At 64.8% G+C, this 25122-nt stretch carries 19 protein-coding genes; all 19 read right to left on the reverse strand.

Features of this window, described 5'->3' with window-relative positions:
* Nucleotides 1-31 precede the first annotated feature (31 nt).
* Entirely contained in the window at nt 32-1174 is a 1143-nt protein-coding gene (wecB, locus tag E3O65_RS09055; RefSeq protein WP_134363412.1) for a non-hydrolyzing UDP-N-acetylglucosamine 2-epimerase, read from the reverse strand.
* Nucleotides 1175-1176: 2 nt separating this feature from the next.
* Nucleotides 1177-2271 carry a polysaccharide biosynthesis C-terminal domain-containing protein gene (locus E3O65_RS09060; RefSeq protein WP_134363413.1) on the reverse strand — a complete coding sequence of 365 codons (1095 nt, stop codon included), beginning with the start codon at nt 2269-2271 and terminating at the stop codon, nt 1177-1179.
* The gene (locus E3O65_RS09065; RefSeq protein ID WP_134363414.1) at nt 2271-3317 is read right to left on the reverse strand and encodes an SDR family NAD(P)-dependent oxidoreductase; all 1047 of its coding nucleotides are present in this window, start codon (nt 3315-3317) and stop codon (nt 2271-2273) included. The genes E3O65_RS09060 and E3O65_RS09065 overlap by 1 nt, the downstream gene beginning before the upstream one ends.
* On the reverse strand, nt 3314-4558 hold the full coding sequence (locus E3O65_RS09070) for a glycosyltransferase family 4 protein (RefSeq protein WP_166785709.1): 1245 nt from the start codon (nt 4556-4558) through the stop codon (nt 3314-3316). The genes E3O65_RS09065 and E3O65_RS09070 overlap by 4 nt, the downstream gene beginning before the upstream one ends.
* Complete coding sequence (locus E3O65_RS09075) at nt 4555-5529, reverse strand: NAD-dependent epimerase/dehydratase family protein (protein ID WP_134363416.1); 975 nt, start codon at nt 5527-5529, stop codon at nt 4555-4557. Before E3O65_RS09075 ends, E3O65_RS09070 begins: the two co-directional genes overlap by 4 nt.
* Nucleotides 5526-6524, reverse strand: coding sequence for an MraY family glycosyltransferase (locus E3O65_RS09080; protein WP_166785710.1), 999 nt, complete (start codon nt 6522-6524; stop codon nt 5526-5528). The genes E3O65_RS09075 and E3O65_RS09080 overlap by 4 nt, the downstream gene beginning before the upstream one ends.
* 26 nt (nt 6525-6550) lie before the next feature.
* A complete protein-coding gene (locus tag E3O65_RS09085; RefSeq protein WP_241985765.1) occupies nt 6551-8392 on the reverse strand; it encodes a polysaccharide biosynthesis protein in 1842 nt (613 codons plus the stop codon).
* Nucleotides 8383-9360: a beta propeller repeat protein gene (locus E3O65_RS09090; protein ID WP_134363418.1), complete on the reverse strand. Its 978-nt coding sequence runs from the start codon at nt 9358-9360 to the stop codon at nt 8383-8385. The genes E3O65_RS09085 and E3O65_RS09090 overlap by 10 nt, the downstream gene beginning before the upstream one ends.
* Nucleotides 9361-9368: 8 nt before the next feature.
* Entirely contained in the window at nt 9369-9974 is a 606-nt protein-coding gene (locus E3O65_RS09095) for an arsenate reductase/protein-tyrosine-phosphatase family protein (protein WP_134363419.1), read from the reverse strand.
* The gene (locus E3O65_RS09100; RefSeq protein ID WP_134363420.1) at nt 9974-11416 is read right to left on the reverse strand and encodes a tyrosine-protein kinase domain-containing protein; all 1443 of its coding nucleotides are present in this window, start codon (nt 11414-11416) and stop codon (nt 9974-9976) included. Before E3O65_RS09100 ends, E3O65_RS09095 begins: the two co-directional genes overlap by 1 nt.
* A 150-nt stretch (nt 11417-11566) precedes the next feature.
* On the reverse strand, nt 11567-13993 hold the full coding sequence (locus E3O65_RS09105) for a sensor histidine kinase (protein ID WP_134363421.1): 2427 nt from the start codon (nt 13991-13993) through the stop codon (nt 11567-11569).
* Complete coding sequence (locus E3O65_RS09110; protein WP_134363422.1) at nt 13990-14643, reverse strand: response regulator; 654 nt, start codon at nt 14641-14643, stop codon at nt 13990-13992. The genes E3O65_RS09105 and E3O65_RS09110 overlap by 4 nt, the downstream gene beginning before the upstream one ends.
* Nucleotides 14644-14903: 260 nt before the next feature.
* A complete protein-coding gene (locus tag E3O65_RS09115; protein ID WP_134363423.1) occupies nt 14904-15533 on the reverse strand; it encodes a thymidine kinase in 630 nt (209 codons plus the stop codon).
* A 58-nt stretch (nt 15534-15591) separates the two neighbouring features.
* Nucleotides 15592-17094: a hypothetical protein gene (locus E3O65_RS09120; protein ID WP_134363424.1), complete on the reverse strand. Its 1503-nt coding sequence runs from the start codon at nt 17092-17094 to the stop codon at nt 15592-15594.
* Nucleotides 17091-18398: a sensor histidine kinase gene (locus E3O65_RS16700; RefSeq protein WP_134426016.1), complete on the reverse strand. Its 1308-nt coding sequence runs from the start codon at nt 18396-18398 to the stop codon at nt 17091-17093. Before E3O65_RS16700 ends, E3O65_RS09120 begins: the two co-directional genes overlap by 4 nt.
* 960 nt (nt 18399-19358) lie before the next feature.
* On the reverse strand, nt 19359-20828 hold the full coding sequence (locus E3O65_RS09135; RefSeq protein ID WP_134363427.1) for a malate:quinone oxidoreductase: 1470 nt from the start codon (nt 20826-20828) through the stop codon (nt 19359-19361).
* 88 nt (nt 20829-20916) lie between these two features.
* Entirely contained in the window at nt 20917-21369 is a 453-nt protein-coding gene (locus E3O65_RS09140) for a DUF1801 domain-containing protein (protein WP_134363428.1), read from the reverse strand.
* Nucleotides 21366-23933 (reverse strand): EAL domain-containing protein, encoded by a 2568-nt coding sequence (locus tag E3O65_RS09145; RefSeq protein WP_134363429.1) that lies wholly within the window; start codon nt 23931-23933, stop codon nt 21366-21368. Before E3O65_RS09145 ends, E3O65_RS09140 begins: the two co-directional genes overlap by 4 nt.
* 79 nt (nt 23934-24012) lie before the next feature.
* Nucleotides 24013-25098 (reverse strand): aspartate-semialdehyde dehydrogenase, encoded by a 1086-nt coding sequence (locus E3O65_RS09150; protein WP_134363430.1) that lies wholly within the window; start codon nt 25096-25098, stop codon nt 24013-24015.
* Nucleotides 25099-25122: the final 24 nt, after the last annotated feature.

Here is a 25122-nt window from a genome sequence, read left to right on the forward strand (position 1 = left end):
CGCTCGTACCCTCGGCTGAACCTGCGCGCGCTCATCGTGAGAAGCCACCACGAATACCGCTTCGCGCCCGGTGACTATGCGCAGTCGAACGAATAAAGTTCACGACCCGCCGAGACGTATCAGCAATGATGTACTGCTCGGGAATCCCCGGCCTCCCGTCCGTTCGGAAGGATTCCATTGTCAACGCCACGGCATCAAGAATGGCGTCAGACTCCACCCCGGCCGTAATAACCGCACCCATGTCAATGGCCTCCGGGCGCTCGATGCTGTCCCTGAGTGTGACAGCGGGAAAGCCCAGGAGACTCGATTCCTCGCTGATGGTGCCACTGTCGGATAGAACGAGCTTCGCATCCTTCTGCAGCCGAACATAGTCGTTGAAGCCAAAGGGTGCGTGAAAGCTGAGGTGGGTCTTGAGCTCGTCCGGCTGTTGGCCCAACCGAGATAGCGTCCTCGGATGTGTGGAGACGAGGACCGGTAGGCCGTATGTTTCCGCGAGTTCAGTCAGCGCTGAGAGTACGGTCGCGAGTCGCTCAGAATTGTCGACGTTCTCTTCCCGATGGAGACTAACGAGGAAGTACTCTCCTGCAGTGAGGCCTTCTCTCTCCAGAATGTTGCTCGAGGCGATCATCTCCGCGTTGGCGTCCAGAACCTCCCTCATCGGTGACCCCGTGAGGATAATTCTCGATGGGTGGATGCCTTCGCCAAGCAGATTCCGACGCGCATGCTCCGTGTAGACGAGGTTGTAGTCGGCAACATGATCCACCAAACGGCGGTTCGTTTCTTCTGGAACGTTCTCATCGAAACATCTGTTACCGGCTTCCATATGGTAGACAGGAACTTTCATTCGTTTCGCAATGACTGCAGAAATGCAGCTGTTCGTGTCGCCGAGAACCAAGAAAGCATCTGGACTCTCTACGTTCAGAATGCGTTCCGTTTCTACAAGAATCGAGCCAAGTACTCGCCCGAGAGACGTGGTATCGGCTTCGAGGAAGTAGTCGGGTTTCCGCAGGCCCAGGTCTTCAAAGAAGACCTCGTTCAGCTCATAGTCGTAATTCTGGCCGGTATGCACCAGTACGTGATCAGTGAACTGGTCGAGGCGCTTGATCGTGGGCGCGAGCCGAATGATCTCAGGACGAGTGCCGACAACTGTCATTACTTTGAGTCTCTTGGCCATGGTTAAACGCTCTCCGCAATCGTATCGGGCACTTCGGGGTTGAACACTTCGTTGGACCAGAAGGCCGTGTAGAGCGTATCCGCCCCAGTGTTGGTGATGTTATGGGCCCACATGGTTGGCATGTCGATGGCAACCGGTTTGTCGCCTGTGACGTCAAACTCGTAGACCCGATCGGTGAACAGTCGTCGGAGAGTAATCGTCGCAGCGCCCGCGAGAACAGTGAATCTCTCAATCTTGCGTCGATGAAAGTGGTCGCCACGAGTAATGCCGGGCTCGGTCGTGGAGAACGAAGACTGTCCACACCCGCCATGCGATCGGACTGTTTCGAAAAACGACCCCCGAGAATCAGCGTGTCTCGCCAAACGAATGGGAGCTTGATGCGGGAACGTATAGGACCGGTAGGAGTTAAAAAGGTTGCGATCGAAGGCCGCAGCGACATCGGGGATTTCCCCTCGGTCGTAAGTCGCGGCTATTTCGGTCAACCGGCGTAGCAGACCTTTCACACTCTCTCGCACCTGGACTTTCTCACCGGCATCCGCACTCGTCGACCCGATCAGGAGATCCGCTGCATCCTGCGCATGCATCAGCGTCAATTCCGAATCTCGATCAATAAATGGTTGCTCACCATTGGCGAGAAGGTGGCAGAAAGTCGCTGTCACAGCGTTATAGAAAGGCTGCCCATGCTCGCCAAAGAGGTTCGGTAGTTTAACGTCCTGGAATTCGGCACCAACCAACTCCGCCGCCCTTCGGAGGGTAGCCGCCGCGGACGCCTTTGAATTTCCATACACACTGCCATTTGTCGATTGAGTCGAATTGGCGAAAACAATTGTCGATGGCGGTGTGTCTGCTCGGACGATCGCGTCAGCGATTTGGCTGGCGAAGCGCAGATTACCAACCGTCACTTCATCATCTGTCCCACGGTTCACGCCGGCGAGATGGATCACACGGCTCGCCCCGTTGAGGGCGGCAACTGCAGCCGATGGGTTGTGCCCGTCACCCACGGCGATCGCCTTGGATTCGATACCCAGGTCACGCAGAGCTGTACGAACGTGAAAGCCCAAGAAACCATTTGCACCGGTCAGTGCGAACTGTTGCATTAGTTGCGGCCATTCAGCGGAAGCCCTGCTGCGGTGAGCTCGGCCCGGATCTCTGGCAGCGTGAGCAGTAGACCCTCTACATCGGAGACTGTCATCCGCGCCACGGTGTGCGAGTCATAGTCGTCGTACTGGGCCTGCTCAACATCGCCCTCCTCAACGTAGATGCTGTAGTTCAAATCCCGGTTATCGGCCTGAATGCGGAAGTAATCTCCCATGTCACGCGCACGAGCAAGTTCCTCCCTGCTCGCCAGCGCTTCAGACAGTTTTTCCGCATGCCTGGTCCCAATGACATCAATCCGACTGGAGGACTTGAACAGGTTAATCGTTGCCTGCGCAAGATCGCGAACCGTGCACGACTCCGCCTTACGAATAAAAAGATCCCCTTGGTCCGCGTTGTGGAAGGCAAACTCAACGAGGTCCACTGAATCGGCGAGAGACATCATGAAGCGTGTCATATCCGGATTCGTGACGGTGAGGTTCTTGCCGGCCTTGAGCTGCCTGATGAAGAGCGGAATGACTGAGCCGCGCGAGTACATGACGTTTCCGTAGCGCACGCACGACACAGTCGTCGCAGCATTGGGGTTGTTCAGACCGTATGACTGCGCGACCTTTTCCATCATCGCTTTGCTCATGCCCATCGCGTTAACCGGATAGACAGCTTTGTCGGTACTCAGGCAGACAACGGACGTAACTCCGGCACGGTCCGCCGCGCGAACCACGTTCTCGCTGCCAAGAATGTTTGTCTTCACTGCCTCCATCGGAAAGAATTCACACGATGGAACCTGCTTGAGGGCTGCCGCGTGGAAAACGTAGTCAACGTCGCGGGTGGCGCGTTCAACACTCTCATAGTCGCGAATATCGCCAACATAAAAACGCACCCGCGGGTCGGCGATCTCGCTCCGCATAAGGTCCTGCTTTGCCTCATCCCGGCTGAGTATCCGGATCTCGTCAACACCCCGTGAGAGGAGCTTCTTCGTGACGGTATGACCGAACGACCCGGTCCCGCCCGTGACGAGCACCTTCTTATCTGCGTAGCGTGAAGTCATTCTGCATGTGCCTTTCTGATCCCCGTTTTGTGGCGAGACGCGCCCACCAAAATCTTCTCGATAGCACCTACACCGCTGTCAATTGACATTGTCGAGCGGTAGTACTCCGAGGCGTTTCGCCCCATTTCCTGCCTCTGAGCGGCGCCCGTTGAGCCCGCATCAGTGAACGCCTGTGCGAGCTGCTCAACATCCTCCGGATCACAGGCGTAGCCGATGCCGTTGCACCGGACCATGTCCTGCACGTCACCTCGAATTGCGGTGATGACTGGAATTCCATGAGACAGACTCGCCTGCAATTTCGAGGGAATCGTGCCCTCGAATATGGGCCGATCCTTAAGGGAGACAACCTGAAAATCAGATTGCGCATGGATTGCTTCCATGCTTTCCGGGGCCACCCTCCCTTTGAAGTTGACGTTATGGGCATCGAGTTCACGTGCCAACGCACGCAGTCGCTCCTCAGCCACACCGGATCCAACAATCGTGACGACGACATGGTCCAGATGCTTCACGGCGTTTGCCGCGCGAATGACGGTGTCAAGCGATTGATGATCGCCGAGGTTACCTGCGTACACGATGGATACCTTGCCCGTGTCGACTGGTGCAACGCGCGGAGCGGCCAGCGGGTCTTCTGATGCGTCCCAGTTAAGAACGGTGTGAAGACGATCGGCCGGCACCCCTCGGGAGGAGAGCATTCTTGACATGGACGGAGCGATGGCGATCGTGGCAGACGCGGTGCGGTAGAGAAAACGCAGCCACGGGTTAAGAATTCCGCTGATACTGCGCTTGATGATCCCCGCTCCGACCATGGACGAATCAGTGACTGATTCAGGCCAGAGATCCTGGATGTGCAGCACGTACGGGGTGCCAAATAGCGCCCGCCAAACAGACGGACCGATCGCCGGAGTCATTTGAGTGGCATACACGTAAACGACGTCAGCAGAACGAACGAAACCACGTGCAGCCGCGGCACTACCTGCGAAGGTGAGGTAGTTAGCAAACCTGGCGATGGGGTTATAGGAGTGGCTGATCACCATGGGGACGCGGCGAACCCTGATGCCGTCGACCCACTCCGTTGTCGGCAATCTGTGACGATATCCTGGAAACAAGTTGCCGTCAGGGTAATTCGGGTAACCCGTGATCACCCGAACTTCATGACCGCGCGCTGCCAGACCGCGTGCCAGCGTGTCGGGGATGCGGATGGCTTCGGGCGCGTAGTACTGCGAAACTATTGCGATCTTCAATTCGTACGGCCGCCTGTTTCTAGCTTTCGATCTTCGAGATACCACGACACTGTGCGCAGAATCGAATCCGCGAACGCGTGAGGGGGCTTCCAACCCCATTCAGTAGAACTGGAACCAGGGACCACCTCAAGGGATTCGGTGAGGCGGCTGACAATCGGCGCCTTCCCGGTGAGGCGGCCACCGAGGCGCATGACTGCGAGCGGCAGGGGGAAGACGCGCGACTTCCTGCCCATGGCTGAAGTCATCTCCCTCAGTAACTGCGGCGTTGACGGGCTGAAGGCGTCGCCGGCAAGGATCAGCGCTCCCGCCGCGCGCGGGTCACTGGCACATTTTTCCAGCAAATCGACGAGATTCCAGACGGATACCATCGTGCGTCGGTTCCGAAGAGCACCCAGGGGTAGCGGCACACCCACGCGCACAAGAGACAACATCTTGGCGAAGTTGCCCTTGACACCGGGCCCGTAAACCAATGGCGTGCGAACGATCACGACATCGAGATCCGAGTCGCGCTCAACCTTGCGGAGCTCGATTTCTGCTTCGTGTTTGGATATGCCGTAGGGGTCGCTCGGCACCGGCCGGTCCGAAGCTGTGAACCCTACGCCGGATGTGCTTTCTCCATTGACCTTGATGCTGCTCAAGAACACCAGGCGGCGCACACCCTGTGCTGCCGCCGCGCGCGCGAGAGCCGCCGTGGCCAGAGAATTGACCCGGCGAAACTCGCTGAGCGGGTCGGCGGACGTATCGTTCATGACATGAACTCGTGCTGCGAGATGGATGACAACGTCGAAGCCGTGGAGAAGTCCCGTCCAGTCGGTTGCTCCGGACAAATCACCTATGACGACCTCAGTCGTTCGCTCTGGTGCTGAACCCGGAGATCGCACGCCTCTACCAACCGTGTGGCCAAGGTTCTCCAGATGGGAAGTCAGGTGGCGTCCAACGAAACCGTTTGAACCCGTGACGAGGATCTTCATGAGACTCTAACTTTCTGGATGTGCTCGCTGTGCCATTGGGCGCTTCTCCCGAAGGTGGCACCGAACCAGAGGTAGCCAAACGCGATCGCGCCCAGCAGGACCAGCCACAGCGCCCAATACTCGGGGAGCATCAGATTCATGATTCCGAGACCGCCGGACAGCAGACTTGAGCCGGCCACGATCAACGAGACTTTCAGGTGGGACATCCCACCATCCGTCAGACGCTGGTAGGTATGCCCTCGGTGCGCCTCAAACCAGCGTTCACCACGAAGAATTCTGCGACCCAGCGTGGCGCCGGCGTCAGCCAGGTAGATGGCCAGCGGCCCAAGAACCGATAGAACCGGTACTCCATTCGTGATTGCCGCGACTGCGATTATCCCGATAAAGCCACCGAGCAGGTAGCTGCCGACGTCGCCGAGGAACATCCCCCTACCGAACAGGTTCCAGGGAAGAAAACCTGCGAACGCCAGGGCAAGAACAATCCCCGCCAGCCACAGCCAGGGCATATCGAGAACCACACCGAAGACAGCGAACACGGAGCCAACAGCAGCACCGTGGAGCCCTGACATGCCATTGACGCCATCCATGAAGTTGGCGACATTGATATAACCAGCCACCCAGATGGCAAAAACCGGCACCGTCCACCACCAGCCGCCCGAGGCAATGACAACCATGCTGGCACCGGCGACACCAATAACCAGTTGAAGACCAGCACGGAGCAGAATCGGAACGCCCCGGAGATCCTCGAGCCAGCCCAAGGTACCAGAGGAGAGTGCGACTGCGAGAATAATCAGAAGAAGGGCTGGCTCCGGGGTCTCCCCGAAGGCCGCGAGTAGCGCGAAGCCGACAGTGATCGACAGTAGGGGGCCCAGGCCCGCACCACGAATGGCCGACCCGGTGTGGGACGACCGTTCATTGGAGATGTCGAGCACTTTCAGCCTCACCAGAAGGGGCTTGACCAGCACAGGCGCCCCCAACGCCAGGATCAGCACCATAACCAGTGCGAATAAGGCTCCTTGAGTCATGCTGTGGCCACGGCCTTCACGGCCTCAACAGAGACTTCGCCTCGTTCCACCGAACACCGGACACTCCACACCTCTTTGTCGAGTTCTTCCGGACGGATTTGCGCAATTCTGGCGTGGGTGATCTTCGGGTGGATCGGGCGTGCATCCGTCTCGTGGTCGCCGATGAGTTCTTCGTGGAGCTTCTCCCCGGGGCGCAGGCCGGTGAAGATAATCTCAATGTCCTTGCCCGACATTCCGATCATGCGCTCGGCCACGTCCAGAATTCTCACCGGCTCGCCCATGTCGAGGATGAGCACCTCAGCGGGCCCACCGATACCACCGGCCTGGATGACAAGCTGGCACGCCTCCGGAATGGTCATGAAGAATCGCGTGACGTCTGGATGGGTAATCGTGAGCGGTCCACCGGCCTCGATGAGAGTGGTGAAGGTGGGCAGCATCGAGCCTCGACTGCCGATGACGTTGCCGAAACGCACGGAGAGGTAGGCGTGATCGGTTTCCTGGGCAGCCCACGCCGTGAGCTTCTCGGCAACACGCTTGGAATGACCGAGCACACTCGTGGGGTTCGCGGCCTTGTCGGTGGAGATGTTCACGAACGTGGTCACCCCGACAGCCTGGGCGGCTTCGAGCACATTCAGCGTGCCAAGCACATTGGTCTTCCACGCCTCGTCGGGATACTGCTCCAGCATCGGAAGGTGTTTAAGGGCCGCGGCGTGGAAAACCACCTCGGGTCGCCGCTCGGCGAAAATGGTCTGCAGTGCCTCCGCATCGCGGATGTCAGCGAGCACCACGTCTTTAGTGTCGAGAAGCCCGTGACCGAGGATGGAGATCTGGGTGCTCTGAAGGCCGGTCTCATCGCGGTCCAGCATGATGAGCTCGCTCGGGCCGAACTTGGTGATCTGACGGCATAATTCGGAGCCTATGGAACCCCCCGCACCCGTCACCAGCACGCGTTTGCCCGCGAGATAGCCTGCGATCGACTCCACGTGGGTGTCAACGGGGTGACGACCGATCAGGTCTTCGATCGAGATATCGCGAAGGTCATTCAGGCGTGACTTGCCGTTGAGCAGCTCCTCTAGTGGAGGAAGCACCAAGACCTTGAGCTGCGCGGCCTTGGCGGCATCCGAAATCTCCCGCAGCAAGGCGGCATCCGCGTTGGCAATGGCCACAACCAGAGCGGTTGCCCCGGTGGCCTGAGCGGTGGCTGAAAGGGTGGCCCGAGAACCGACAACGCGAACGTCGTGGAGCCACAGATTGCGCTTGCGCGGATCGTCGTCGATGAGCCCCACAGGCAGGAAGGGCGAGTTTCGGTCGGTGGTCATGCGCCGGGCGATCGACGCCCCCATATAGCCCGCACCGAAGATCAGAGCCTTCTGAATGTCGTCATTGGGAACCACTGACCGTTCCACCAGGAGACGCTTCACATAGCGCACCCCGCCCATCAAAACGAAAGCCATCGGCAGAGCAATGAATACCGTGCTGCGGGGAATGCCGACCACCGTGCCGGCAACGGCAACCGGAATGCCGAGGATGACGGACGACGCAAGAACGACCCCGAGTAACGCTCGCACTTCGGCAAAGCTCCCGTAGATATGACGCCCCTGATAGAGGTGGTTGGCCCCGCCCGCAAGAAACTGAACCAAGCACGCAGCCGCGCACAGAACCAAGAGCGGCCGAAGGTCAATCAGCTGCAGGTCGAACTCATAGCGAAGAATCTCGGCCAGAAATAGGGCGACAACCCAGGCTCCCGCATCGAAGGCGAACTGCGTGCCGAAGCGCACCAGAGGCACAGAACCGTGCAGCTCCTGCATTCTCGTCGTCGCAAAATCGCTTATTGCCATATCGAGCCCCCGTTTGTTGACCTGCTCATAACGTCCCCCGCCCATAGCCAGACAATTCCATCGGCACTGGCCACCGCTAGCTCGCCCGGCGTGACCGCCACCTCACGGCATCCGTTCGGGCTCAGCACTGCGTCGGGCTCGTCAGACGTCGCAAGTAGCTGAGCACCCGCGCAGCCGTCCTGATCGGTGGCCACGATGAGGTAGCCGTCGTCAGTGGCGGCCAGATTTGCGGCACCGGGGAGCGCGACCCCGGGCCCGAATGTTGCGGCACCATCGCCGGTGCGGAAGAGGGTGCCGTCTGAACAGAGCACAGCGGCGATCGCGTCGGTGCGCGGGGCGAGCGCTATCACCGCGGAACACGGTGCGGCGAAGGAACCGGCCGGGCTGTGCACGGTGGCCCGATCGACCGGATCGACATACCAGTTCGCCCCGACGCGATCGGGGTATTCCTGCCACTGCTCGCCGCCCACGAAAGTGGACACGCGCTGCGGAGCGCAGTCTGCGGCAGTGAGCGCCACCATGGAGGCCTCGGTTTCACTGTCCACGTAGATCGACAGGATGGAGGAGGAATTAGTGTCTTCCGAAGCGTCGCGCGCTGTCCAGGTGTCACCGGCATCGGTGGACAGCTCCGGGGTCGCGGCGGCGGCGGGGCAGGCTGCGGTCGTGGCCCGCCAGAGTGTGGAGCCGTCCAACGCGGTGAGGATGCGGGTGGGGGGCATGGAGGTTATTGCTTGGGCCTCGACAGGCTCGACCGCCGGCTGCTCCGTTGGCGCGGGCTCTGCAATCGGAGGGTTGGTCTCGAGAGGCTCGACCACCGTGCCGGCATTTGTGGAGGGCTTCTGCGCGGTAAGTGCAAAGGCCACTAGAGCCACATCGAAGAGCAAGAACACGGCCAAGCCAGCGATGAGTAGGCGTCGGCGCAGGATGGTGTTGCGGTTCTTGCGACTCTTAGGCTTGTTTCCCCCCACGGCTTTCACTACTTCGGCTGCACCGTCGCGGCTTTATGGAACAGGGCGGTGACAGCGTTAATGGCCGGAACGAGCTGCTGGGCAGACTCCACGTAGACTTCGTCGCTGCGGCGATAGGGGTCGACGACGTCATCGTCGTCGGCCGATACCAGGGGGGCGACGGCGCCACGTTGAGACGCGGCCAACCCGATCAGGGTAGTGAGGCGCCCGACAAGGTCATCGAGGGGCAGTGCGGCGGCCTCGTCGAGGTCATCGTCGGTGAGATCGGCAACGAGACGCGCGAATTCGCGAATCGTGAATGTGTAACGAATGGCGCGCGGCACCAACTCGACGATCGCGCGCCGGTGTTCACGAGACATTGCGAACACCAAGTCGGCACTCTGAACGTGCTGCTCGGTGAGTTCCTGGGCCACGTGGGCGCTCGGGTCGCCGCCGAAGTGGCGCGAGAGATCAGCGGCTTGAGCGGGCATGCCCTGCCCCGTCAAGCCGATGGTTCCGGCACTGGCCAGCTGAATCTGCGGCCACGATGCCAGGCCGACGCGCAACAGCTGTTCGGCCAGCGGTGAACGGCAAATATTGCCCGAGCAGACCGTGAGAATGGAGAAGGTGTGCATTACGCGGTTCTCCGTCGAGCTTTACGGGCGCCCCGCGGCGCAAGCGCCGCGTCAGCGACAGTGGCTTTCTCTTCTTCGTGGATCGTGCCGTAGCTGTACTGGCCGTAGCCGTAGGAGTCCGGCCCTCTCGTGGGCAGCATCGTGATGACCATGCCCACAAGGCGGCTGCCCGCGCGTTCCAGGGCCTTCACGGCGCTGGTCAGCTCGTTGCGCTTCGTGCGGCCGGAGGCCACTACCATGATGGCGCCGCCGCAGAGCTTGCTCAGCACGGCGGCATCCGTCACCAGCAGCAGCGGCGGGGCGTCGATCAGCACCACGTCGAACTCCCCGGTGAGTGCGCCCAGCATGCGGGCCATTGCGGCCGAGCCGAGCAGCTCACTGGGGTTCGGGGGAATGCGGCCGCTGGGCAGCACGAAGAGTTTGTTCTTGCCCCACTTCTGCAGAACGTCGGCGAGCTCGGCCCGGCCGATGAGCACGTCGGTGAGACCGACGCCACCCTCGATGCCCATGTATTCGGCCACGCGCGGCAGGCGCAGGTCGCCGTCGATCAGCGCAACGCGGGCGCCGGTCTCGGCGAGGGCGATGGCGAGGTTCGCCGTGGTTGTGCTCTTGCCTTCACCGGGCACCGAACTGGTGACCACGAAGCTGCGCGGGCCACCCTCGATGTTGACGAATTGGAGGTTGGTGCGCAGGCTGCGGAATGCCTCGGCCCGCGGGTTCTTGGGGTCGGTGTGCACGACCAGAGGTCGCAGGCTTGCACCGGGATCGTTGGTGATGCCGCCGAGCATCGGTGAATCGGTGACCAGCTCAATATCGTGCAGGCTGTGGATGCGGGTGTCGAGCACGCTGCGCAGCACGGCGAGCGCGATGCCGACCGCGAGACCGACGAGAAGGCCGAGGGCGATGTTTAACGGCACATTAGGGCTGGCGGGTGTGGTCGGCACGATGGCCGGCTGGATTGTTTCGATCTTCACGGGGCTGGCGGCGTCGCCGTCGGGCTTCTCGAGGCGGTCGACGACGATCTTGCTAAAGTTCTGCCCGACGGAGTTGGCGATCTGGGCCGCAAGCTCGGGGTCGCTGTTTGTAACCGACACGTCGATCAGCACGGTATTCAACGGAGAAACGGAAGTGATGGTGGAGGCGAGCTGCGCCGCAGTGAGGTCAAGGTTCAATTCCTTGATGACCTCGTCGAGCACGATGGCACTGTTAACCACGTCGACGTACGACGTCACCGCCTGCCGAGCAAAGCTGGTTCCCTGAACCAGGTCTCCGGTCACGGCGCCGGCGGAGGCCTGCACCGCAACGTAAAGCTGGGTGTTGGCGATGTATTTCGGGGTGGTTGCGATGGCAGCACCGGCCGCGCCGGCAATGCCGAACAGGGTGCACGCCAGAATCAGGATCCAACTTTTGTGGAAAATCCTGAGGTAATCCTTGAGCTCCACGCGCGTTCCTCCGGTAGTGCTAGGCAGAGAGGAACCGCTGGAATTGCTTTTTCCCCTTACCCATCCTTGCACATGGGAGTAGTGAGCCCCCCTCATGGGGGTAATAAGTCGTCCCGGTTTGTGTGGCTTGCTACACGCGGACGGGATGGATCAAGACTGCTGGAGGCGGCCGTCGGGGGTGACCATGAGCATCCGTGGGTCGCCGGCCTCCACCACGATCGAGGCGATGATGGGCCGGTCTGCGGGCAGCACCCGGGCAGTCAGCCGGCCGTGCGTGAGCGCGTTCAATTCGGCGGCGACGAGAACGGCCGCGGCCTGCAACTGCAGCGGCGGTCTATCGGCACTGTCGTCGATCAGGGTGACGTCGACGCCACGAATGCGCGCGGCCCGGGCCGCGCTGATCACCGGTTCCACGAATAGGGACCGCCCCCGGATCGCGTCGCGCAGGGTGGCCTCGACCAGTCGGGCGCGGCCCCGCAGCGCCTCGTCGAGCCGCGCCCCGCCGGCGAGCTGTTCCAGAGTGGGACGGGCCAGCGTGTTCACCCGGGCGAGCTGCGTCTCGCGCTCGGAACTGGCGGCCGCCACGGTGGCCACCGCGGCCTCGTTCAGCGCGCGCTCCCGGTTCAGCTGCTCCAGCGTCTGCGTGGACCGCTTCAGACCCACCGCAAAAAGAGTGCCGGCAAGCAGCGTGCCGGCATGACGGATGGCCAGATTCACCCCGTCGAGCACCGTCAGTCCGTGCAGCAGCGCCCAGGCAATCGCGATCACGGTCATCATCAGGTAGCCGTACCAGGCGAAATCGGAGCGGCCGCGCACGGCCAGCACGACCATCACCATGGTGATCGCGCCGAGATGCCAGTGCGCGAAGGGTGTCGACCCGGTGGGCGGCACCGGGAATGACGTGGCTATGGCCGAGAGGCCGCACAGGGCGAGAACCAGTATCCCGCAGCGCCGCGGCACCGGGTCGGGCACCAGCAGCGTGAGCCACACGGCGGCTGCCGACGCGGCCAGAAAGCCGATGATCTCGAACGGCAGCCCCGAGAGCGGCTCTCCGTCGGCGAAGGCCAGAACGGCGTGCACAGCGATGAAGGCTACGAGGATGCCTGAGGACAGGGGCTTCGGCAGGCGAACCATGGCCTGCCGCGGCAGGTCGGCCTCGACGTCCATGGCGCTGGGGCTTGGGCTTGGGCTTGGGCTTGGGCTTGGGCTTGGGCTTGGGCTGGGGCTGGGGCTGGCGGCAGGCTGTTTGGCGGCGGGCTCGGGAGCCCAGGAGACCACGACCTCCGTGCCGGCGCCGGGCCGGGATCGCACGGCGGCGGCACCGCCGGAGAGGTTCTCCATGCGCCCGATGATGCTCTGCGCGATGCCCAGACGCTCGGGCGACACCCGGGCCGGGTCGAAGCCCACCCCATCGTCGTGCACGGCCACCCGGATGCCGCCCCGGTAGGCGCCGACGGTCACGGTGCGGGCCACCGGGCGGGTTCCGGGGCGCTCGGCGGGGTGGCGTTGTGATCCGGCGGCTCCGACGGCACCGGCGGCTGCGACGGCACGGGTGGCTCCGACGCCGATGGAGCCGGCGCCGCCCGCGGCGACCGAGTTGCGCACGGCCTCGCCGACGGCACCGAGCAGGGCGGTCACTGCATACGCGGGCACCATGAGGGTGTCGGTCAGAGTGGAGGTGAGATGGGCATCCGGTGCCAGTTCGCCGACTAGTTGCTCGAGGCGACGCGTGATCTGGGAGCCGGGCACGTATTCGTCGGTGTGCGGGAGGCGCAGCGCGTCGAGCCGCACCAGGGTGTCGGACGCGTGCCGGGAGAGCACTTCGATCGGGGTGCCGGCGCGCCCGGCCATCAGCAGGGTGGAGATGACACTGTCATGCACCAGCGCGTTGATCGTGAGGCGTTCGCGCTTGCGGGCGAGGCGGTCGGCGCGACCGGCGAGGGTCGAGCGGGCCACCTGGGCGGCGAGGTCGACCTCCATCGAACCGCGTCGGGCCATGGTGGTCAGACCCAGGAGCATGCTGAGCAGCAGCATCGAGTAGAGGGCGTCTTCCACGCCGACGAGAACCGGGTTGGGGTCGGCCGAAGTCACCGCCCGCACCACCCCGCTGAGCGAGCAGACGAGCAGCAGATAGGCCCAGGCCACACTGTCGCGGGTGGCAACCGCCACGGCGATGACGGGCACCCCGGTGAAGGTGATCACCCACGGGATGTCCGCGCCCGCCGGCAGCGGCTCGGCGCGCCCGACCAGCCAGAGCAATATCAGCACGAGGAAGATGAGACCCTCGGCGAGGGCCATCCAGTGCAGCACGTGCAGCGGCGCACGCTGCGAGACCAGCCCGATCAACAGGGGAAGCCCGAACACGAGCAGCCAGGCCGCCATCGATGCGGGCAGCAGCGGCTGGCCGGCCTGCTCGATGAAGCTGCCGAGGCAGAGCAGCCCGAAGACCAGCGCCGTGGGCGCCATGGCGGCGTAGAGCAGCCGGGCGAGGCGCTCGGTCGCGGGCTGCGGGCGGGCCTGCGCACGCTTGCGCGCTGCCAGGGCCTGTTCACGGATGCCCGCGGCCAGGCGGATCACAGCTGGCCGGGGATGGGCAGGATGCCGTCTTCCAGCGCCCGCTTGTACAGGTCGATCTTCGTGCTCGCGGGGCGGCCGACGCGCTCGTACTTCGAGCGCACCCGTCGGATGTAGTCGATCACGGTGAGCTCGCTCAGTCCCATCCGAGAGGCCACCAGCGGCGCCTTCGCCCCCGCAGCGTAGAGGGAGAGCACCTCGCACTCGCGCACGCTCAGTCCGGCGTCGGACAGGTCAGGGTCACCGTCGAGGGCCGCGGCCCACTCGGTGGACACGATGGCCTCCCCCGCCGCCGCCCGGGTCACGGCGTCGAGCAGCACCGCGGTGGGCTCACTCTTGCGCACCACGCCCAGCACACCGCTGCGCGCCGCGGCCCGCATCAGGCCGGCGTCGTCGCCGCCCGTGAATGCGAGCACCGCCGCGCCCGCGGCCCGCAGCCGGTCCACGTTGCCCGTGACTGTGGAGCCGTCGGACAGTCGCAGGTCCAGGATGACGAGGTCCACGGGCGTGGTCTGCGCCGCCGACTCGAGCAGTTCGGTCACCGTGGTCACGGTGGCGACCACCTCGACCTCGGGGATCGTGGCGAAGAGGCCCGCGAATCCGCGGGCTACGATTTCGTGGTCATCGATCAGGGCTACGCGAAAACGGGACATCAACGATCCTTGGTTTCGTGGTGCATATGGCGGGGTCTGGGCCGGATCATGCTCCGGCGCGGGGCCGGTGTGGTGCTGGTCTGTGCTGTTCTGGTGCGGGGGTGGTGCCGGGGGTGGGTGGCCCCCGTTGTGGTGCCACAAGAAGTGACGGCTGGTCAGACCAACCGGGGGCACATACGTTTACAACTGGGGAAAACCTGCCGGGGGGCTGGTGGGGCGCTCGCGATCTACGATCGTCTGAGCGCCCCCTCTCGCCATTTTCATGCGGTCTCGGGTCGGCTGCGATTGTTCAGCACGCCGCCGCTCTCCTCCAAGTAGCACGAGCCGCAGAGCGATTCGTAGGTGACCTCGGCACCATCGATCGCCACCTGGTCGCCGTCGAAGACGAAGACCCCGTCGATCTGGCGCCCGTTGAACACGGCCTTGCGGCCGCACCGGCAGATGGTCTTGAGTTCCTCGAGGCTGTGCGCCACCTCGAGCAGGCGTCGGCTGCCCGGAAATGCCACGGTCTGAAAATCGGTGCGGATGCCGTAGGCCATCACCGGGGTGTTCTCGAGGATCGCGATGCGCAGAAGGTCGTCCACCTGCTGCTCCGTGAGGAACTGGGCCTCATCCACGAGCAGACAGCTCACATCGAGGCCTGACTCGGCCAGCACCCGGGCGCGGTGCTCGCGAAAGAGCGCGAAGGCATCCGTCTCGGGGGTCAAGAGAAAGTCGACTCCCCGGGTGACGCCGAGGCGGGAAAGCACGCCGCGATCACCCTTGGTGTCGACCGAGGGCTTGGCCAACAGCACGTGGTGGCCTCGTTCCTCGTAGTTGTAGGCAGCCTGGAGCATCGAAGTGCTCTTGCCGCTGTTCATGGCTCCGTAGCGGAAATACAGTTTCGCCATAGCTCTTCCGGTTGCCCCCTCGGCGCTGCGTGCTGCGGCGCCGTGGCGCTGCTTGCGCCTAGCTCAGCGTACTGGGCGCGCGCGGCGGGCGCTTGTCGCCGAATTCCAGCGTGAGACGCGGCCGACGGATGCTCACCCGCACCCACGGGAACACCACCCGCAGCACGGCGAGGTAGGAGCGCAGCAGCGCGCGAACCCGGCGCGGCGGGAGGTCGAGGCCGACCTGGATGGAGAAGGTGTCGACTCCGGGGCCTGTGCTGTTCTCGTTGTCGGCTTCGCTTCGACTCTCGTTTTCGCCTTGGCCTTGGCCTTGGCCTTCAGCTTCGCTCTGGTTCTCGGTTGCGCTTTGGCTCTTGTTCGCGCTCTGGTTCTCGGTTGCGCTGTGGCTCTTGTCTGCGCTTCGGCTCTCGTCTGCGCTTCGGCTCTTGTCTGCGCTTCGGCTCTTGTTTGCGCTTTCGTTGCCGTTGTCGGTGCCGGCCTGCACGACGAGGCTCCGCGGGTCGAAGCCGGGGGCCAGGCAGAGCATCGCGATCAGCGCGGACGTGGCGGCGCGCTGCTGCACGCCGAAGCGGGCGGCGCGGTGCTCGGGGTCAGAGAGCACGAGCAGCGGTTCCAGCCCGCGGGAGTGCAGTCCGGCGCGCTCCCGGGCGACCACGGCGTCGAGCCAGGTCTCGTCGATGTGCGCCACGAGCGCCCGGCGCACCCCGGCGGCGAGCTCGTTCGCCCGCGCAATGTCGGCCTTGGTCACCTCGCCACGTTCGAGAACACCGTCGAAGAGAGGGAACACGCCGGGGGTCAGGGTGGCGAGCTGCTGCTCGATAACCGTGCGCACCACGCTTCCGCGGGACTCTTCGGTGCGGCGGGCGATGGCGCGTTGGGCATCCGTCTGCCAGGCCACCAGGAGTCGCACGATGCGGCGGGAGTAGGCGGCGGCGGCCAGGGCGAGCGCGAGCACCTGGGTGACGGCAACGAGCACGTAAATGGCCGGCGACACCTCGACGACGCGCGCCGAGGCCTGAGGGAGTGTGACCGCGCCGATCACGACGGCCGCGAGCATCCCCGACAGCGCCAGCTCACGCCACGGACGCAGCGGCGCCAGACCCACGAGCAGGAGACCGATACTGATCGGCCCGAAGTCGTCTTGCACCAGGGAGTTGCTGCCCCAGCGGGCGGCCTGGTCGAACAGGTGGGCGGCCAGCGCGAGGCCGACGATGAGCAGCAGCTCCTTCTGCCGCACCGGGGAGTGCGACGGGAGGGCGACGAACACGAGCGTGGCGCACGCGGCGGCGATGGCCACGAGCGCGAGGGCGCCCAGCCACGGATTCCGGATCTCGTCACCCTGCAACACCGTCGAGAGCACCGCGTAAGCCAACACGATCGTGGCGATGGCGGGCACCATCGGCCAGGTGGCGAGGGCGCCCAGCGGATCGAGGCGCTGCTGCGACTGGGTGCGCGGGGTGGGCGTTGTGCGCGGGGTCGGCGGCGGGAAGTGCGACTCGTCGACCGGGATGGTGATGGTGGAGGTGGCCGGCGGGGTGCTGGGCGGCGGGGTGTTGGTCATTGGGGCACCCGATCGGGGTTGGGGGCGTCGGTTGCTGCGGCCGCCGGTTGGGGTTCGTCGTCCTCCACGGGAACGCTCAGCAGCACGGATGTCCCCGCGCCCGGCCGCGTGAAGATGCTCACCGAGCCGCCCAGTTGCTCGATGCGGCGGCGCACGGCCTGGCGCAGGCCGAGGCGGTCGGCGCCGGTCTCCGACTCCGTGAAGCCGCGGCCGGCGTCCATCACCATCAGGGAAATGCTGTTCGGCTCGGACTCGATCACTACCTCCGCGGCGACCTTGCCGGAGTGGAGGATCACGTTCACGAGACACTGCTGCACGGCAAGGCCCAGCTCGCGGTCGCTGGCCGGGCTGAGCCGGCAGAGGGCGGCGCGCTCCCCCGAGACTTCGACCACGAGGCCACGATCGCGACTGCGTTCGATGGCGGCGTAGACCTCGCTGGTGAGCCAGGCATCCGTGCCCCTGGACGGCGCGACACTCTGCGCGTCGGCGTCGGTGAGCCAGTCCGTGCCGCGCAGGGTCTGCAGGGAGTCACGGATGCTGCCGGCCAGCTGGTCGCTGAGCGCACCGGGATGCGCGCGGGCGACAGCGACGAGTTGGTTGAGGGTGGTGTCCTGATTGAGGGCGAGAGCGCGCAGGTCGAGGTCGTGGCGCAGCAGTCGGGTCTGGTCGGTCTGCATGGCGCGGTGCAGCGCGGACTGCACGGAGCGCTGGCGGCGCACGAACGCGGTGAGCAGCAGCATGCTGACGAGGAAGAAATAGGTGGAGATGGTGAAGACGTCTTCGCCGTAGGGCACGCCGGTCTGCACCGCGGCGAAGACCGTGACCGCTTCGGCCAGCACGAACCCGATGGTGCCCCAGAGCACGCCCACCAGGGCAGCCGTGCCCGCACCGCCGACCATGACCAGGGCGAGCTTGGGCAGGGTGACAAGGAAGATGTTGGAGCTCGGGAAGACGTCGGGCATGCCGAGCACGGCCATCGTGTAGAGGTAGGTGGCGACGCTTCCCGTGACGAGGTAGGCGACGGAGAGGATGACGGTGCGGCGCAGGGACAGCGCCACAAGCACGGCAGCCATGAGGAGGATGGCGAGGGCCGCGGCGGTCGTTGCGGTGTCGGAGGAGGCGGCGGCTGTGGTGGCTGTTGCGGCGGTTGTGGTGGCGGCTGTGGTGGCGGTTGCGGACATCCGAAGAATGATCAGCGCGGCCAGGGATCCCGCCAGGCAGGTGAGGGCGAACCAGTGCGCTGCCCGTGCGAGGGCATGACTGAGCGTTCTCTTCACAAGGTGTTCGGGTAACCCGAGCGTCATAGTCACACTCTCTCTGCTTCGTCGATTCTCTCATTCCGAGAGGATGCCTCCAAGCAGTCCTCAGCGAACGACGCATTTCCAACGAATTCGACGGAGATTCTGCGTCAAACAACACTCATGTGGACCTTTCGCGCAATGTTCGTGCGAAATTTCCGTCGAATCAGTTCGGGGGGTGCGGTGCGGAAGGGGTGCGGGTGGGAGTGCGGGTGGGAGTGCGGGTGGGAGTGCGGGTGGGGTGCGGGCGGGGGTGGGGTGCGGGTGCGGGTGGATGCGGTGCGGTGCGGGTGGGTGCGGGCGCGGTGCGGTGCGGGTGGGTGCGGGCGCGGTGCGGTGCGGGTGGGGTGGGGTGCGGGCGGGGTGGGGTGCGGGTGCCGGTGCTGGCTGGCCGGGTGGCTGGCCGGCTGTAGTAGATCTACATAATTCCTCCCGTGTGAACAAATCAGGCCAGACTTTGACCGAACTGGCCTGTTTCGCAGAATCTGGCGGAGTTGTGCACGGGGTAGCCGGGAGAAACACTGGTTCGGCACGTCGGCAGCGACATCGGGGAGCCACAGCGACAGGCTCGCCGCAGGAGCGGGCAACGGATGGGGCTAACTCAGGAGAATACGACGCCTCGCCCGACTTCAGCCGCAGACCAGTGCTGAAGCCACCACAACACCGGCCAGATCTCCTGAGTTAGCCACAGGTACGCGGCAGCGGGGCAACCTCGGAGTAGCGCGCCCCCAGCTCCGGCGGCTCCAAAGGTCCCAAAGGTCCCAAAGGTCCCAAAGACTGTCAGGTTTGCCGCAGGAGCGGGCAACGGATGGGGCTAACTCAGGAGAATACGACGCCTCGCCCGACTTCAGCCCCAGACCAGTGCTGAAGCCACCACAACACCGGCCAGATCTCCTGAGTTAGCCACAGGTACGCGGCAGCACGGCAGCGCGGCAGCGCGGCAGCGGCGGCGCGGCGGCAGCGGCGCTAGGCGGTGAGGTGCAGGACGGCGGCGGTGGCGGCGAGGGAGGCTGCGGCAGCGGCGGGATCGTCGGAGAGCTTCGTGCCGAGGCTCGGGATCATCTCGCGCAGCTTGGGTTCCCAGGCCGGATACTGCTCAGGGAAGCAGCGCTTGATCAGGTCGACCATGATCGGGGCCGCGGTCGAGGCTCCCGGGGAGGCACCCAGCAGCCCGGCGATGGTGCCGTCGTCCGAGGTGATGACCTCCGTGCCGAACTGCAGCACGCCGCCCTGCTCCGGGTCTTTCTTCATGACCTGCACGCGCTGTCCGGCGGTGATCAGTTCCCAGTCCTCGATCTTGGCGGTGGGGATGAACTCCTGCAGCGCCTTGAGCTTGGTCTTCTTCGATGCGAAGACCTCCCCGATCAAGTACTTCATCAGTCCGAAGTTGTGCGCGGCCACGGCCAACATCGGTCCGATGTTGTGCAGCCGGATCGAGAACGGGAGGTCGAGCCAGGAGCTCGACTTGAGAAACTTGGGCGTGAAGCCGGCGTAGGGTCCGAACAGAAGCGAGGTCTCCCCCTCGACAACACGCGTGTCGAGGTGCGGCACCGACATGGGCGGCGCGCCCTTGGCTGCCTTGCCGTAGACCTTCGCGTGGTGCTGCGCCACAAGCTTCGGGTTGGTGGTGCGCAGGAACTGCCCGCTGATCGGGAACCCGCCGAAACCCTTGATTTCGGGGATGCCACTCTGCTGCAGCAACGCCAGCGCTCCACCACCCGCGCCGACGAAGACGAACCGGGCGTGAACGGTGCTGGGGTAATTGCCCACCAGGCGGCGCAGATGGAGCTTCCACGTGCCATCCGTGAGCTGTTTCAGACCGGTGACCTGCTGGTTCACGTGCACGCCCACGCCCTGATCCGCGAGGTTGTCGAACAGGTAGCGGGTGAGCGCGCCGAAGTCCACGTCGGTGCCGGACTCGATGCGGGTCGCCGCGATCTTGTGCCCCCTGGGCCGCTTGTGGGTGAGCAGCGGGGTCCAGGTGCCGATCACGGCCGGGTCCTCGCTGTACTCCATGCCCTGAAACAGCGGCTCACCCTTGAGCGCCGCGAACCGCTTGCGCAGATACTCGACGCTGCTCTTGCCATGCACAAAGGTCATATGCGGCGTGGAGTTGATGAAGTTCGTGGGGGCCGGCAGCACGCCCGTCTCGACCAGGTGCGCCCAGAGCTGACGGCTGATCTGGAACTGCTCATTGATGGCCACGGCCTTTTCGGCGGTGACGGTGCCGTCCTTCGCCTCGGGCATGTAGTTCAGCTCGCACAGGGCCGCATGCCCGGTGCCCGCGTTGTTCCACGGGTTCGAGCTCTCCTGCGCAACTTCGCCCAGACGCTCGTAGACCTCCACGGTCCAGTCCGGCTGCAACTGCTTGATCAGGGTACCGAGGGTGGCGCTCATGATGCCGCCACCAATAAGAACGACATCAATCTTCGCCATTGGATTCACTCTTCCACCATATCGGTGGCAACGGATGCCTCCCGCCGGAACGCGGGCCGGGCAGGTCACGGTTGGCCCCGAAACGGCCTCAGGCGCGGTGCTTCACGCGCTCGTAGTTGGCAATGAATTCTTCGACGGACACGCTCGCGACCTCACGGGCGATGAGGTCGAGATCGAGGTCGGCCAGCGATTTGAACCGCACACTACTCGTGCCCATGTTCAAGGCACGACCGGTGGCGGCCCAGTCGGCGCGGAAGGCGGCATCCTTCTCGGGAAAGCTGTAAAGGGCCATCAGGTAGAGCGAGTTGTAGCTCTTGTGCGCGGCAAGGCTGACATAGACCAGGGGCTGTTTGTCACGCGTGTGCGGGTAGGTCTCCAGCGGCACCACCCAGCCGAGGATTCCGTTGTACACCCCCAGCCGGTAGCCGTCGGGCATGGCGTCGCGCACGGTGTCGAGCACCGGGTAGAGCAGGGCGCGCCGGTCCGCGTCGAGGTCGAGAACGAGCGTCTCCACCTCGAACGGAACCGGTTCTGTGCTCATGAATCCAAGGGTAGCGCTGCCGTCTGGGCTGTCGGCGCTGCCGTCAGAGCGGCCGGCGCTGCCAGCTCGACCTCGACGCGGGGCACGACCGCGCGGGCGCCGTGCAGTTCCAGCCGGGACAGTGTCTTCTCGAAGCCCTCCGGCACGCCGTAGTGGAACCCCTGCGCCGAACGGATGCCCAACGCTGACAGGTGGTTCGCCATCACGTCGTTCTCCACGCCCTCGACGATCATCGAGTATTCGAGGTTGTCACCGAAACCCTGCAGGGCGGTGAGCACCTCGCGCTGCCGGATGTCGTCGAGGTCGTCCACGAGGCTGCGGTCGATTTTGAGGATGTCCATGGGCATCCGTACCAGGGCGTCAACCGACGAATCCTGGGAACCGTAGTCATCGAGCGCGATCATCAAGCCGAGATCGCGCAGACGCTCGGCCTGGGCACGGATGGCCGGGGTCACCTTGGTCATCGACCGCTCGTTCAGCTCGAGGCAGAGGGAGATGCCGGGGTAGCGGTCGGCGAGGTCCTCGATGAAGTCACCCACGCGCTCGGGCAGGATCTGCCCGGCTTCGACGTTAATGGTCATGCAGACCACGCGCGGTTCGACCAGCCGGAAGTCGGCGGCCGCGGCCATGGCCTTCACCGCAACCTGGCGGGTCATGGCGTCGAGCCGGCCGAGGCCCTTCGCCTTCTCCACGATCGACGGCGGCGACAGCGGGCCCAGGTCAGGGTGGGTGTAGCGCACGAGCGCCTCAAAGGCCCAGATCTGACCGGTGACCAGGCTGACGATGGGTTGGAAGGCCAGTTCGAGCAGGTCCTCGTCGATGGCGCGAGCGATGATGTCGTTCATCTGCGAGGAGCGGTGGCTCGAGATGTTGATGCTGCTCTCCTTGGACGGCCCGCCGCGCCGCCGGGACTTCTTGATCGCGAGCATCGACCGGTCGGCATCCTGTACCAGCTGGTTGACGTCGGTCTCCCGGTGCGCCGAATAGGCCAGGCCCACGCTGACGATCGGGCTGTACGTTGTCTGGCCCACGGGCATCGGCTCCCCCGCGACCACGACGATGCGCTCGGCGATGGTCTTGGCCTCGCCGAGAGATGCGAGGTGCGTGAGGATGATGACGAACTCGTCGCCGCCGACCCGGGCGACCACATCGCTCGGGCGAACCACGGCGCTGAGGCGGCGGCCGAGTTCGCGCAGCACCTCGTCACCGGTCTGGTGGCCGAAACGGTCATTCAGGCGCTTGAACTCGTCGAGGTCGATGAACAGAACGGCCAGCGCTTCGGAATAGTCCCGGTGGTCGTTGATATTGGCCAACGCCTCCTGGAACGCGCCGTAGTTGGGCAGGCTCGTGAGCGGATCGGTGTTGGCGCGAAGGGTCAGGCCGGCGATGTTGCGGCGGGCGCGCACCACCATCTCGGCGGTCGCGGCGAGAGCCTGCAGGGCGCGGCGGTCATTGCCGGTGAAGGCGCCGTCCATGAGGTCACGTCGGGCGACGATGAATTGTTCCGGCCCGACCACCCCGGGCGTGGGCAACAGCATGCTGATCTCACCGGAGCGCGCGGGCTCGCTGCGCACGACGACGGACTCGGCGCCGATCGCATCCGCCACCACGCGCCGCAGCATCTCGGAGGTCGCGGCCGGGGAGGCCGGCTCGGAGGGTGAGGCAGCGCCGGACACGGTGCCGAGCGCCGTGCCAACCGCGCTGCCAGCGCCGGTGACGATCGCGGTACCGGTGCCGGTGCCGGTGCCGGTGCCGGTGCCGGTGCCGGTGCCGGTGCCGGTGCCGGTGCCGGTGCCGGTGCCGGTGCCATGGTCGACCGGGTCGGCGCCCAGCGTGTTCGCGGCCTCGACCATCCCCGCCAGCCGCTGGCGCATGCCCACGACGACCGTCGCGACCTTCGCCACGAATCCGATGATCATCAGGCCGAACAGCACGATGACCGCGTCGACCGTGCCGTTCAGGTCCACCAGGAACGGCAGGCCCTCGACGCTCCAGAGCGCGGCGAGCACGCAGATCACGGCGGTGCCGAACAGGGTGACCACCACCCGCGTCAGCGAGAGCATCGGCCGCACGCCGCGTTCGACGGGCTCACTGCGCCAGAACCTGCGCAGCACCTCGACCACGATGACGAAGGCGACATAGCCCACGGATGCCGCGGCCACCGCCACCAGGCTCGGCATGCCGCCGCCGGTGAACCAGGTGAACAGGCCCGCGGCGACGAGTGCGCCGGAACTCTGCAGACCGGCACTGTACAAGGCCACGGAGACCCGCCCGGATTCGACCAGAATCGCCAGAACCACGCCGATCGCGATCACTCCGGCACCGGCCGTCAGGCCGACCGTCGGGGCCAGCGCGGGCAGTACCAGCACAGGCAGGCTGATCAGCGGGCTTCGGTGGGCGACGGAGCCGACCCGCACCCAGGTGAGCTCCAGAATGGCGGCGCAGAGCACGCCCACACCGGCAATCAGCCAGTGGTCGGTCGGGGCGGTGACGAGCAACCCCAGCGAGAGGAACATGAGGAGCCCGGCAATCCCGGCGAACACCCCGAATGCCACGCGCGTCACGCCAGTTGAATTCCGAATCCTGCCCACGAAGTCTGACCTTAGCGGAGTGCGCGGCCCGGCAGTCACCACCACGCTCAGGTCAATGAACGAGCAGGTCCGCCGCGACAAGCTCCGCGATCTGCACGGCGTTGAGAGCCGCACCCTTGCGCAGGTTGTCGCTCGTGATGAAGAGGGCCAGGCCGCGCCCGTTCGGCACACCCTGGTCCTGGCGCACGCGGCCGACGAAGCTCGGGTCCTGACCGGCTGCCTCGAGGGGAGTGGGGACATCCGTCACGACCACGCCGGGCGCCGTGGCAAGCAGTTCGAGAGCGCGGGCGACCATGAGGGGGTTGGCGAATTCGGCGTTGATGGAGAGGGCGTGGCCGGTGAAAACGGGCACACGCACGCAGGTGCCGGAGACGAGCAGGTCGGGCAGGCCCAAGATCTTGCGACTCTCGTTGCGGAGCTTCTTCTCCTCGTCGGTTTCGAACTGGCCGTCGTCGACGATGGAGCCGGCCAGCGGGATCACGTCGAATGCGATCGGGCGGGCGTAGACGATGGGGGCCGGCATCGCCACGGCGGACCCGTCGTGCACAAGCTGCAGAAGGTTGTCATTCTGGGCGGCGGCGCGCACCTGACTGGCGAGTTCGCGGGCGCCGGCGAGGCCACTGCCGGAGACGGCTTGGTAGGTGCTCACGATGAGGCGTTCGAGGCCAGCCTCGTCGTGCAACACCTTGAGCACGGGCATGGCCGCCATGGTGGTGCAGTTCGGGTTGGCGATGATGCCCTTGGTGGCAAGCTTGATGTCCTCGGGATTGACCTCGCTGACGACCAGCGGCACGTCAGGGTCCATTCGCCATCCGGACGAGTTGTCGATCACGGTGACGCCCGCAGCGGCGAAGCGGGGAGCCTGCATCTTGGAGAGCGTGGCACCGGCGGAGAAGATGGCCACGTCAAGCCCGGCCGGGTCGGCGGTGGCGGCGTCTTCAACGACGATCTTCGTGCCCTTGAAGAGCAGCGTCGTGCCGGCGGACCGGGACGAGGCGAAGAAACGGATGCCTGCAACCGGAAAGTCGCGCTCCTCGAGCAGGCGGCGCACGACGGCACCGACCTGGCCGGTGGCTCCGACGACGCCGATCTGGATTCCTGGGCTGCTGTTCACTGTATTTCCTCCGCTGGGTGCCATGGCTGCTGCTCCTGCTTCTGCACT

This window comes from Cryobacterium breve (genome assembly GCF_004402375.1).
GTDB lineage: Bacteria > Actinomycetota > Actinomycetes > Actinomycetales > Microbacteriaceae > Cryobacterium > Cryobacterium breve.

Coding starts and splice junctions, on each gene's coding strand:
- wecB (WP_134363412.1), bottom strand. CDS start 1,174: ATGGCCAAGAGACTCAAAGTAATGACAGTTGTCGGCACTCGTCCTGAG.
- E3O65_RS09060 (WP_134363413.1), bottom strand. CDS start 2,271: ATGCAACAGTTCGCACTGACCGGTGCAAATGGTTTCTTGGGCTTTCAC.
- E3O65_RS09065 (WP_134363414.1), bottom strand. CDS start 3,317: ATGACTTCACGCTACGCAGATAAGAAGGTGCTCGTCACGGGCGGGACC.
- E3O65_RS09075 (WP_134363416.1), bottom strand. CDS start 5,529: ATGAAGATCCTCGTCACGGGTTCAAACGGTTTCGTTGGACGCCACCTG.
- E3O65_RS09080 (WP_166785710.1), bottom strand. CDS start 6,524: ATGGTGCTGATCCTGGCGTTGGGGGCGCCTGTGCTGGTCAAGCCCCTT.
- E3O65_RS09085 (WP_241985765.1), bottom strand. CDS start 8,392: ATGGCAATAAGCGATTTTGCGACGACGAGAATGCAGGAGCTGCACGGT.
- E3O65_RS09095 (WP_134363419.1), bottom strand. CDS start 9,974: ATGCACACCTTCTCCATTCTCACGGTCTGCTCGGGCAATATTTGCCGT.
- E3O65_RS09110 (WP_134363422.1), bottom strand. CDS start 14,643: ATGTCCCGTTTTCGCGTAGCCCTGATCGATGACCACGAAATCGTAGCC.
- E3O65_RS09115 (WP_134363423.1), bottom strand. CDS start 15,533: ATGGCGAAACTGTATTTCCGCTACGGAGCCATGAACAGCGGCAAGAGC.
- E3O65_RS09120 (WP_134363424.1), bottom strand. CDS start 17,094: ATGACCAACACCCCGCCGCCCAGCACCCCGCCGGCCACCTCCACCATC.
- E3O65_RS16700 (WP_134426016.1), bottom strand. CDS start 18,398: ATGACGCTCGGGTTACCCGAACACCTTGTGAAGAGAACGCTCAGTCAT.
- E3O65_RS09135 (WP_134363427.1), bottom strand. CDS start 20,828: ATGGCGAAGATTGATGTCGTTCTTATTGGTGGCGGCATCATGAGCGCC.
- E3O65_RS09140 (WP_134363428.1), bottom strand. CDS start 21,369: ATGAGCACAGAACCGGTTCCGTTCGAGGTGGAGACGCTCGTTCTCGAC.
- E3O65_RS09150 (WP_134363430.1), bottom strand. CDS start 25,098: ATGGCACCCAGCGGAGGAAATACAGTGAACAGCAGCCCAGGAATCCAG.